A 10,903-nucleotide genomic window follows, 5' to 3' on the forward strand; every position below is an offset into this window, starting at 1 on the left:
CATGGTTAATCAACTCTTATGATGGAATGGTGGGGCATTATTATTGCACGAAATTTCTCATGACGACACCATCTAGATTGTAGAGTTATTGGATTTTTGTGTCTGATTCCGAGGAATAGAAAGCCAGACAGAAACAATGATGGTGCAGGCTCCGAAAAATTGTAGCAAGGAAAATGTTTGCTTCAGAAAAACAAATCCCAGAACGCAGGCTGATAATGCACTCAGAAATCCCAAGAATGAGATGCTTACAACGGGAAGTTTTTCAATGCCACGAAACCAAATGATGTATGAGAAAATAGCACCAATCAGACACAAATAACCATAGCCGATGATATTAGTTGGTGTGAGCTGTTGTGGCACACCTTCTGTGTAAATTGCGATTGGTAGTAACATCAATCCACCCAGTGTTAATTGCCAGCCCGTAAAACTCAGTAATGATAAATTGGCAGGGCGATTCCAATACTTGGTCAGAACAACCCCCAATGCCATACAGCTACAACCAGCAAATCCTGCAATAACTCCCTGCCAGTTCAGGCTGGTAGCTGAGTTCATCACTAGTAATGCAATCCCGGCAATACCCAGTATCGCCGAAAAAAAATGTTTTTTTGTCAGCGATGTTCTTAACAAATAAGCACTTAAGAATATAACAATCACGGGTTGACAAGACATGATTAGCGACGCCGTACCTCCGGGAAGATACCCCGCTGCAACAAAAAGGAAATAGAAAAAAGCACTAATGTTAAGTAGCCCCAGCACGGTGAGACGTAGCCACCACACTCCTTTTGGTACTGTGCGGCAAACCAACAATAATAATATGCCAGCAGGCAAAGCCCTGACGGTAGATGCCAACAAAGGCATGTTGGGCGGCAATATTTCAGTGGCGACAATATAGGTACTGCCCCACACGATAGGCGCTAGTGCGGTAAGCAAAATATTACTGAGTATTCTCGTTTCCTGCATAATGATTTCCTTTTCTGAGGATTTTAACTCAATATAAAGTATCTTTATTTAAAGATAAATTAAAATAATAGCCTAAACGATTTTTATCAAGTATCTTTTTGTTGAAATAAATGAATAGGAAAAAAGAATGAAGTACGATCACGTTGACCGTTTGCTAATACAGTGGGAACAGCAGCGTCCAGACCTCGATCCTTCCCCGATGGGGGTAATTGGAAGGTTAGTCCGTGTAAACAAAATCATTGAGCAGCGCCTGCAACATGCCTTTAAAGCACATGGCCTGAGTGCTATTGAGTTTGATATTCTCGCTACACTTCGCCGTTATAACACACCAATTACACCAACCGAAATGTATCAGTCAGTTATGCTGACTTCTGGTGCAATGAGTACCCGTATTGAGCATATGGTACAGCGAGGGTTAATTGAGCGTATCGCCAATGAAGAAGACCGACGTAGCTGCAAAGTTTTTCTGACTCCGGAAGGAAAAACACTTATAGACAATGCTGTCGAGAGCCATTTGGAGAACGAAAGAGCTATTCTCCAGCCATTGACGGAAGAACAACAGGAACAAATTGCCATACTGTTACGCCATTGGCTTCTCACCAATGAATCTGCTACTTGAAATGTTTTCGAGAAATAAAGAGAGGCAAAAGTATCTTATTTTAAAGATATAAAAATAGATTTAATAAAACATATCTTTAATGAAAGACACTTAATCAAGACGTAAAATTCGCCCTGACTAATGTGTCAGGGCGAAAAGTAGGTTTAGAATTTAACGTTCACTCTAGCCCAATAAGTACGGCCCGGCTCGTTTACTGGCGTATTGCCTGAATAACCAAAACTGTTACTTCCAGCTAAGTTAAGGTGCTCGCTATAGGTTCTGTCAAAAATATTGTCAATACCGGCGCTAACCTGAACATTTTTAGTCACTTTATAGGCGGTGTTTGCAGACAGGATAGCAAATCCAGCACTGCGATCAAAATCCTTACCAACAACGTTACCTTCATTGATTGACACTCGGTTTTGACTGCTAACAACACGAAGCAAACCACTACTTGTCCAGTCGCCATGTTCCCAAGTCAGTCCAAATCGCGCTTCTAATGGTGGAGTTTGTGGCAATGGGCGATGATCGGAAGTATTCTTCGCCCAAGAATAAGCCAGACTTGCATCGGTTTTCCAATGGTCGCTCAACTGATAGCTGGCGCCCATTTCTCCACCCATAATAGTGGCATCGACATTATTCGCCTGACTTTTTGTCCTATCAGTTGGGGAATAGCGGAACAGGATAAAGTCATTAACCTTACCTACGTAAGCAGATACCCAACCACTAAAATATTGGCCGTGATATTGCGCACCAATATCCAACTGAGTGGTTTTCTCGGTTTTCAAATCTCTGAAGGCTTTACTCTCTGGTTTGGACGAGATCAGTTCCCAATAATCAAACAGTTCCCAGTAATCAGGAAAACGTTCGGTGTAGCCCACACCCGCATAAAACATCAACGGTACTTCCGTCAGATTATGTTCGAACCGAATGAAGCCAGAAGGTAGAGTAGCTGTCCGTTCTGCTGCCTTAACGTAATTATTCACGAGTACTCTATCCAGACGAGCACCACCGATAACTTTACTCTGTTCAGTGGCGTCCCAAGTTAACTCACTGAAAATACCATAATTACGGTAGCGAGCATCTTTCACCCAAACAGTGTCATATTTATTTCGATGGGTATTGGACTGAGTATCTACACCGCTCTGTAACTTAAAATCTTCCCAAATCCAAGTCCCCATCATACGGCCGCCCATAGTACGGCGATCCAGTTCCATGGCACCCATCCCATGTCCACCATGTTTTCCACCACCATGGCTACCATGTCCTCCCATACTCATTGGGGAAGGGGTACGGAGGGAATAGTTGTCCATAATATGGTTGGTGTAATTGTAATAAAAATTGGTTTCAAATTTATCGAACACGTCACTGATGTTGGACTTTTCAAAACGCACACCAAAACTTTCTCGTTTGAACTTGGAGCCATCCATACTACGTCCAGCGTAACGTGCTTTACCATCACCCTGGCCAGCCGTTAATTCTAGCAAAGTATCATCATCCGGCGTCCAGCCGACTGCGATGTCGGTATTCCATTTATCCCAGCGAGAAGGTACGCGATTACCATCACCATCTTTATAATCGTTAGAGCGTGATTTATTGCCGCTCAAACGCACATAGCCGAGTTCATTACCAAAACTGAGGTCAGCATTACCATCCCAACGCCCATTGGAAGCCGCTACCGTACTGATATTACCTTGAGCACCCAGTTTGTCGAACTGAGGACGGGTACGTTCAAAGCGAACCGTTCCTGCTGAGTTTCCTGCACCCCAAAGTACAGTTTGAGGCCCTTTAACCAGACTCAGAACATCATAACTTTCAGGTGAAATGTAGGAGCTTGGTGCATCCATACGTGACGGACAAGAGCCCAATATTTCACCATCATCAACCAACATACGCAGGCGAGAGCCAAACATGCCACGAAATACTGGGTCACCATTAGTACCACCGTTACGAATTTGGGAAAAACCAGGAATAGTTTTCAAGTAATCCGAACCATCGCTAGCGGGTACAGGCTGACGAGGTGTTTTGGGTGAGGTAACTATAGTGAGTGGTGAAATCGCCGGAGCGGTCACAATTATCACAGATTCTCTATCATTAACTGTCTGTGTGTCTTTTATCTCTCTGTCGTTGTTATTTTCACCTGTTGCAGCCAAGCTACTGGCAGGCATAAAGAGAATGACAGCTAAAGCGGCTGTCAGAGGTGATACCCGAAATAATTTTGTAGTAGACATAAAAAAATATCCCTTAATTAAAAACAAATCCTGTTTTTAAATTTGCTTGAAAAAATATTGAATTGCCTTACAAACAGCGTATAGCAAGGAAAATAAATGAATTATTTCAATTAAATAGATTAATTAAGGGGTGGCGCGCGCGGTTGCGATTCGCCATAAAATAGCTGAATGGCAGAACCCAAAAAAAGCCGGACTGGTGGGGTGCGGGAGATAGTCAGTGCCAGCCAGATAAAAGGAACAAACACCCACGTCAATAATGGCAGGTTAATCAGAAGCTGACAATAACCACAGGCAATATCATCCATCAACCCCGTATGGATATGGGAAGCGCCATGATGCATGTCATGACCATATGCCGGTGATGCGTAATGATGATTATTGCTATTTTGCATGCCAGACATTGGCATATTGTGGTGGGCTTCGCTTTTTATGCTGTCACGCCGATGCTCCAGAGTTTTTGATACCACTGGTCCAATGAACAACATCAAAATCGCCAGTGAGGCGATCAAGGCAGGTATTCGGCGTTGTGATAGACGAAAAAGCGATAACAAGCTAATGATCCAGATCAATTCCCACGATTGGGCGCCAATCTTACTGTATTTCTTCCGGTTTTGTTAAAACATTTTTGGAGGTTAATGGGGTTGTGTGAACTGGATACGAGTTGGTTGGTGGTTAACGGTCTTATTCAGTAAAATTTGGCTTTACGTAAGTAAACCCATAACTAATGATTCGATAATTAAGGTTTAACTTGAATGTTGTTCTATTGCAAACTCTTTGTTACAACTTAATATGAGGAGTTTAGAAATGTCAGATATCAATTTTTTTCAATCACTGAACCTGAATGCGCATTGGATGCCGCTTAGTGCCAATCGTCATTTTCAACAAGATCCACGTTTAATTGTCTCCGCAGATGGAAACTGGCTGGTCGATAACCAGGGTCGTCGAATTTACGACAGTTTGTCGGGGTTATGGACTTGTGGGGTGGGTCATTCACGAACCGAAATCCGTCAGGCTGTTTCTGAACAACTGGGAACATTGGATTATTCTCCTGGTTTCCAATATGGCCACCCTTGGTCATTCAAATTGGCAGACAAGATTGCCAATCTTATGCCTGGTGATTTAAACCATGTGTTTTTTACTGGTTCTGGTTCGGAAACTGCTGATACAGCAGTAAAAATGGCACGTGCTTACTGGCGCATTAAAGGGAAATCTGCCAAAACTAAATTTATCGGACGTGCACGTGGCTATCATGGCGTCAATATTGCCGGTACAAGTCTCGGCGGTATTGGCGGTAATCGTAAGATGTTTGGTCAGTTTATGGGTGTGGATCACTTGTCACATACCTTGCAACCCGGCATGGCCTTTACTAAAGGAATGCCAACTGCTGGTGGCCCTGAACTTGCCGATGAACTGCTGAAATTGATTGAGTTACATGATGCAAGTAATATTGCCGCTGTTATTGTGGAACCCGTTTGTGGCTCTGCCGGCGCCATTGTTCCACCACAAGGCTACTTACAACGTTTACGGGAAATCTGTACCCAGCACGATATTTTATTGATCTTTGACGAAGTGATTACAGGTTTTGGGCGTTTGGGACGTTGGACAGGGGCTGATTATTTCGGTGTCACACCCGATATTCTCAATTTTGCCAAACAAATTACTAATGGTGCTATTCCTCTGGGCGGGGTGGTGGCATCCAGCGAGATCTATAATGCATTTATGGCACAGCCGCTGCCTGAGCATATGATTGAATTTAGCCACGGTTACACCTATTCAGCCCATCCCGTTGCCTGTGCTGCGGGCTTGGCAACACTCGAATTGTTGGAAAAAGAAAATCTGATCCAACAATCTGCTGAATTAGCTCAGTATTTCGAACAAGCATTACATGGGCTTAACCACTGTCCGAATGTCGTTGACATTCGTAACTGCGGGCTGGTGGGCGCAATTCAAATTGCCCCACGCGATGAGGACGAAGCTGTCCGTCCTTTCGAAGCGGGTATTGCATTATGGAAAGCCGGGTTCTATGTGCGATTTAGTGGCGATACTCTGCAATTTGGCCCGATGTTCAATGCTAAAACAGACGATCTTGATCGCGTTTTCAATGCAGTCGGCGATATTCTGCACCAGATTAAGTAAAGGAAATAAGCGTCATGGATTCCTTGACTGAGCGGTGTTTTTCACCGCTCATATTTTTCTATACTTAGAATAAGGGGAAGATCATAGATTTGGTTAGAAGTGATGGTTAACAGCAGCATTGTCATGTTAATAAAGTGGGTTATTCACGAACCCATAATGCTCAATAGATAATATGAAAATTCATGAACCCATGGAAGTAATTGAAAATAAATATCCTGCTGCTGAAAGTTGGGTATTTGGTGACTCAATCGAAATGTATGACAAGCTTTCTGCATTAGTTGCCGAAGGCACTAAAACAGCAACGAGTTGTTCATATCATGCTTATAAACAGGTTGATGAAGAGATCGAAATTGGCAATGAGTATATTGTCTTAAATGGTAAAAACCTTCCGGTTTGTGTTGTTAGAGTAACTGCTGTTCATTTAACCCAATTTTCAGCAATGACAACCGAACTGGCTTGGAAGGAAGGCGAGGGTGATAGAAGTCTACATCGTTGGCGGATGGAGCATAAGTGTTTTTTTGAGCGAGAAGGAACGTTTTCTCCAGATATGGAAGTTGTTGTTATCGAGTTTGAGGTAATTGAGGTGCTATAACTGATGGAAATAACCGTGTTTTTCCCTGAACATATTGAGGCACTGAGAATTCTTTACTTGGAATCGAGAAAGGTCACTTTTACTTGGCTGAATACGGATAACTATCAACTTACTGATTTCGATAAAGATGCTGAAGGTGAGATGATTTATATTGCCGTAGAAAACGGTAAGGTTCTAGGTTTTATCTCTGTTTGGGTACAGAATCATTTTATCCATCATCTTTATGTTGCTACCGAATCTCATCGGTGTGGCATAATAGGCACTCAACTACTGGATTTCGTCAAATCCAAATATCCACACCAATTAAGTTTAAAATGTCTGGTTAAAAACCATAAAGCGGTTAATTTCTACGAATTCAACGGTTTTATCAAGAAAGCTAAAAGCTCAGATGAGCTAGCAGGGAATTACTATCTCATGGTTTTTTCTGATCAAAAGAGTTAGAAAGAAGAATTAAAACATCCACAGCTAATTACTCATCTTATAACGACTCCGCTGGATAACTCCAGTGAAGTCGCCGTTATATTATTAGCTACAGCAACGCGATTTATCAGGCCAGTTCTAACTCATCAAGCAGTTCAGCGAGCTGTTGCAAATCAGCCGCCTCCAGTGCCTTGAGCGGCAGAGGTAGACAGTCTTGTTCAACCAGCCCCAGTAGCACGGCTCCCGACGCGACAACACGCAGGCTGCCGCCATACTGTCTGAAAAATGTCCACAGCGGTTGCAGCCGTTCGGATAGGCGTGTAACTTCCTGTATGTCTCCGGCCTGTGCAGCGCGGGTGATTGCCAATGCCGCCTTAGGAAAGAGACCGCCGATTACCGAGTACCAGACTTCACATCCGGCATTTAACCCCGTCGCGGCAAAACCATCACCGCTGATCCCGATCGTCACGTGTGATGGAATCAGAGCACGAATACGCTCCACACGCGCTTTTGCGGCTACGGGATCTACCGTAACACCGGGAATCTTGATGGAGAAAACGTTCGGAAGATGAGCGATCCTACCATGCAATTCGTCGCTGAATTCGAAATGTGTCATATTTGGGTTGTCATATACGCACAGCGGTACGGAAAGGTTGCGGGTTACGGTTTCATACAGACCAAATACTTCATCAGCAGATAGCCTTTGGTACGATATCGGAGCCAACAGCACTGCGCTCGCTCCTGCTGTCTGTGCACCTTCGGCTAAGTCCAATACATCCCGTGTACGCAAAGCGCTGATTCCAATAATCACCGGAGTGTTCCCGGCATGTTGCACCGCCAGCTGTGTGACTCGCAAACGTTCAGCAAGTGTGAAATAAGCATAGTTACCAGTCGAACCGAGGGCTCCAATGGAATCGACATTAGCAACAACTAAACGTTCGATTAGCCGGACGAAAGCCGCTTCGTCGATGCCATTTTCGTTCGTGGGGGTCAAGGGAAATGCACTGAGGCCTGAAAACATAAACGGTACCCCTAGATTAAGGTTAGGTTTATAAAGGAAATGATATCTATTTTGTTACCTTGCAAATCTACGTGAGCCAACGACACAAAGAATGACTCCAATGGTTACTGTAACCATGAGCAGGCTTACGGATTCACCAAGTAAACCAGGGCGTTTCTCTTTAAAGGCTAATAGCATAACGAATGCTAACAAACTAGCAATAGAAGCACGGGCTACAGTCAGAAAAACGGGTTCAAAATCCATGACTGCTACTAAAACCGTTAAACCACCCACTCGCTGCATTCTTCGTCAGTTAGCAACTTTGACAGAGGAGGCTAGGGCAGATTAAATCTCTGAGGGTTATATTCCCCGCCCCTTGGGGCGAACTACCCTGTAGTTGGCTATTGGTTTTGATACCCCGCTGCTTGCGGCGGGGTTGTTCATTTGCATTTGCAACGTCTGTGCTCGTACCTCATATGATTCGTCTGGCTCTTGGGTCGATAGAACTGGCACCTCTGCCGACAGCGTTGGAAAAAGTGAGATACATTGTGGAAATGTACTCGTGTTTGTAAACTGGCAGTAATTCAAATGAAAGTTAGCCCGAATATCGGAACGATAACTGGGCTAACTGACAACTTTTTTTCTACAAGCAGTAGACAAAAATAGGCTTCTCTTTTGAAATCAATTTTGTCATCATCTGCGAACTCTCTTACTGCATAAGACATTATTTTTAATTCTTTATTAGTACTGATTTTATTGTAGATAACATCTCATTAATCACGACAGTTTTTCTATCGTGCGGATACGATCATGACAAATAAATCATTTTTCTTATTAATGACTTTAACGATTTCTGTTTTTGGAGTTATTACAACGGAAGTTTCTGTTATAGGGTTATTTCCGCAATTAGAGCTTCAGTTAAATATAACTCCAATTCAAGTTGGTTATTTGGTGAGTGTATATGCGATTGTCGTTGCTATTGCTGGACCTGTTATTACTTTACTCTTGTTAAAATACAATAGAAAGTATGTTTTATTATGCATTCTATTTATATTCATTGTATCAAATATTATTTATGCTACGGAAAATATATTTAATATGGTACTGATTTTTCGGATCTTACCTGCATTAATTCATGCCCTATTTTTTGCAATAGCGCTGGTTATAGCAGCAAATTCAGTACCTAAAGAGAAGAGTGCTGATGCAGTAGCGACTGTGTTTTCCGGGGTTGCACTTGGGATGGTACTAGAAATGCCTTTAAGTTCTTTTATTGCTGAATATGTTTCACTCAGTGCGGCCTTTTATTTTGGTTCTGTGACATGTTTAATTGCATTTATAGGTGTTGTTTATTTTATTCCTTCATTACCTGTTAGCCAAAAAATCAATATATTGGAACAAGTAACTGTATTGAAAAAACCGAGTTTATGGTTAAGCATTGCAACTGTTACTTTGATTTTTTCAGCTATGTTTTCTAGTTTTAGTTATATTTCTGATTATCTTACCAAAATAACCCATCTCAGTAATAATATGATTGCCATTTTTCTTATTTTATTTGGTGCTAGTGGTTGTATGGGTAATTTTATCTTTATCCGTCTATTACAAAAAAAACACAATTAGAACCACTTATGCTTATACATTTTTATTTATTCTGGTCTATTTCTTAGTGTGGATATTGGGTTTTTCACCTTTTTTAATGGTACTATTAATTATATTTTTGGGTATCTTTCATTCATCGGGGTTAATCGTCAGTCAAACATGGTTAATGCATGAAGCAAGTGAAGCGCCTGAGTTTGCCAACAGCCTATATATCGCTTTTTCTAATTTAGGAATACAGAACTTGTAGGTATTCCTCGGCGTTGTAAATAGTCTTGAGCAGCGCAAATTACTAATTTTTGAGTTGTGAGGCGTCTAAATAAGAATTCATAATGATGATACACCCATTTTTACCCTCCCAGGTTTTTGCTGTTGTAATGAAGTGATTTCCATGAAGGCTTTTACATGTTCAAGTCACTGCCCCATAAATTGGCAGCAATGGTTTCGTGTCACGGTTTCATGCAGGGATTGCCACAGGCGTTCAATTTTATTCAACCAAGGGGAATAGACCGGTAAAAACAAGAGATTAAATTTAGGATTTTTTGCCAGCCACGCGATGACTTTCTGACTTTTATGAATGCCATAGTTATCTAAAATCAAGGTGATCGTCTTTGCATTAACATATTGATTATTAAGTACATATAACAACTTAATAAATAAATCCGAGTTCTTTCTTAAGCCCCCCGACATAAGTTATTTCTTTCGTTTTTGCGTTGAGGCAGCCCGCAAGATAGTGTTTCTGGTTCTTTCCGGGGGTCACAACACGCTTTTGTTGTCCCTTGAAACACCAATCTGCCCCGATTTTTGGGTTAAGGTCAATATCCACCTCATCCTCATAAAAAATAGGATGTTGCTCTGAGGCATTGGATAAGGCCCCGGTGATTTTTGCCCTTTTTTCATCATGTTCAGGATCAGACAATCTTAACGTGGGTGCGGCTCTTCGCCAGACGATCCCCGCCCGATAAAAGTAGCGATAAAGGGTACTTTGAGAGAGTGATATATCCAGTAATACATTGATTTTATGTGTGATAAGCTCAAGACTCCAGCGTGAGCGGAGATAACCGAAATGTTGTGGGGAGTGTTTTAATAAGAAAGAAACCACAGCGAGAAGTGGCTCTAAATTCCAGATGGCCGGCCTGCCCGGCGGTAAGCTTTTTAATCCGTCCAGTCCATATAATGTAAACCAATTTACCCAGCGATTGACCGAAGAACGTGAGGCACAAAGGGTTTTGGCAACGTGAGAAACCGTATCCCCCTTGTGTAACATTAATAATGCCATCATCCGGCGAGCATAATCCTTATTTTGGGTTTTCTGGATAAGCTTTTTCATTTTCTGTCGTTCATTTCGAGGTATGGGTGCTATGATAGGCATA

The 10,903-nt window shown here is 42.2% G+C and carries 9 protein-coding genes and 2 pseudogenes; 5 read left to right on the forward strand and 6 right to left on the reverse strand.

Annotated features, from left to right (window positions below):
* Window positions 1-72: 72 nt before the first annotated feature.
* Window positions 73-960 (reverse strand): EamA family transporter, encoded by an 888-nt coding sequence (locus NXS07_RS17145; protein WP_258087225.1) that lies wholly within the window; start codon window positions 958-960, stop codon window positions 73-75.
* A 127-nt stretch (window positions 961-1,087) separates the two neighbouring features.
* Between NXS07_RS17145 and NXS07_RS17150 the strand changes: the two genes are divergently transcribed.
* Window positions 1,088-1,579: a MarR family winged helix-turn-helix transcriptional regulator gene (locus NXS07_RS17150; RefSeq protein WP_038193600.1), complete on the forward strand. Its 492-nt coding sequence runs from the start codon at window positions 1,088-1,090 to the stop codon at window positions 1,577-1,579.
* A 143-nt stretch (window positions 1,580-1,722) separates the two neighbouring features.
* On the opposite strand, the gene NXS07_RS17155 is transcribed toward NXS07_RS17150, so the two are convergent.
* Both NXS07_RS17155 and NXS07_RS17160 read right to left on the reverse strand, forming a co-directional pair.
* Window positions 1,723-3,789 (reverse strand): TonB-dependent copper receptor, encoded by a 2,067-nt coding sequence (locus NXS07_RS17155; protein WP_038224641.1) that lies wholly within the window; start codon window positions 3,787-3,789, stop codon window positions 1,723-1,725.
* A gap of 119 nt (window positions 3,790-3,908) precedes the next feature.
* A complete protein-coding gene (locus tag NXS07_RS17160; RefSeq protein WP_308686632.1) occupies window positions 3,909-4,358 on the reverse strand; it encodes a DUF2946 domain-containing protein in 450 nt (149 codons plus the stop codon).
* Window positions 4,359-4,593: 235 nt separating this feature from the next.
* Between NXS07_RS17160 and aptA the strand changes: the two genes are divergently transcribed.
* The 3 genes from aptA (at window position 4,594) to NXS07_RS17175 (ending at window position 6,958) form a co-directional block, all read left to right on the forward strand.
* Window positions 4,594-5,925: an omega-aminotransferase AptA gene (aptA, locus tag NXS07_RS17165; protein WP_258087226.1), complete on the forward strand. Its 1,332-nt coding sequence runs from the start codon at window positions 4,594-4,596 to the stop codon at window positions 5,923-5,925.
* 190 nt (window positions 5,926-6,115) lie between these two features.
* On the forward strand, window positions 6,116-6,517 hold the full coding sequence (locus NXS07_RS17170; protein WP_238126982.1) for an ASCH domain-containing protein: 402 nt from the start codon (window positions 6,116-6,118) through the stop codon (window positions 6,515-6,517).
* Window positions 6,518-6,520: 3 nt separating this feature from the next.
* Window positions 6,521-6,958, forward strand: coding sequence for a GNAT family N-acetyltransferase (locus NXS07_RS17175; protein WP_258087227.1), 438 nt, complete (start codon window positions 6,521-6,523; stop codon window positions 6,956-6,958).
* 106 nt (window positions 6,959-7,064) lie between these two features.
* Here the strand turns inward: NXS07_RS17175 and NXS07_RS17180 are convergent, their stop codons facing one another.
* Together NXS07_RS17180 and NXS07_RS17185 are read right to left on the reverse strand one after the other, a co-directional pair.
* The gene (locus NXS07_RS17180; protein WP_258087228.1) at window positions 7,065-7,958 is read right to left on the reverse strand and encodes a dihydrodipicolinate synthase family protein; all 894 of its coding nucleotides are present in this window, start codon (window positions 7,956-7,958) and stop codon (window positions 7,065-7,067) included.
* 54 nt (window positions 7,959-8,012) lie between these two features.
* Window positions 8,013-8,102: pseudogene (locus NXS07_RS17185) on the reverse strand (EamA/RhaT family transporter); the annotation flags it as partial.
* 645 nt (window positions 8,103-8,747) lie between these two features.
* Here NXS07_RS17185 and NXS07_RS17190 point away from each other — a divergent pair.
* Entirely contained in the window at window positions 8,748-9,554 is an 807-nt protein-coding gene (locus tag NXS07_RS17190) for an MFS transporter (RefSeq protein WP_258087229.1), read from the forward strand.
* A gap of 303 nt (window positions 9,555-9,857) precedes the next feature.
* On the opposite strand, the pseudogene NXS07_RS17195 reads toward NXS07_RS17190, so the two are convergent.
* A pseudogene (locus NXS07_RS17195) lies at window positions 9,858-10,902 on the reverse strand (IS630 family transposase).
* Window position 10,903: the final 1 nt, after the last annotated feature.

This window comes from Xenorhabdus bovienii, assembly GCF_024721015.1.
GTDB lineage: Bacteria > Pseudomonadota > Gammaproteobacteria > Enterobacterales > Enterobacteriaceae > Xenorhabdus > Xenorhabdus bovienii.

Bases quoted from the DNA above. Each gene is read 5' to 3' on its own strand.
- NXS07_RS17190 (WP_258087229.1), top strand. From the start codon at position 8,748: ATGACAAATAAATCATTTTTCTTATTAATGACTTTAACGATTTCTGTT.
- NXS07_RS17155 (WP_038224641.1), bottom strand. From the start codon at position 3,789: ATGTCTACTACAAAATTATTTCGGGTATCACCTCTGACAGCCGCTTTA.
- NXS07_RS17150 (WP_038193600.1), top strand. From the start codon at position 1,088: ATGAAGTACGATCACGTTGACCGTTTGCTAATACAGTGGGAACAGCAG.
- NXS07_RS17145 (WP_258087225.1), bottom strand. From the start codon at position 960: ATGCAGGAAACGAGAATACTCAGTAATATTTTGCTTACCGCACTAGCG.
- NXS07_RS17180 (WP_258087228.1), bottom strand. From the start codon at position 7,958: ATGTTTTCAGGCCTCAGTGCATTTCCCTTGACCCCCACGAACGAAAAT.
- NXS07_RS17170 (WP_238126982.1), top strand. From the start codon at position 6,116: ATGGAAGTAATTGAAAATAAATATCCTGCTGCTGAAAGTTGGGTATTT.
- NXS07_RS17175 (WP_258087227.1), top strand. From the start codon at position 6,521: ATGGAAATAACCGTGTTTTTCCCTGAACATATTGAGGCACTGAGAATT.
- aptA (WP_258087226.1), top strand. From the start codon at position 4,594: ATGTCAGATATCAATTTTTTTCAATCACTGAACCTGAATGCGCATTGG.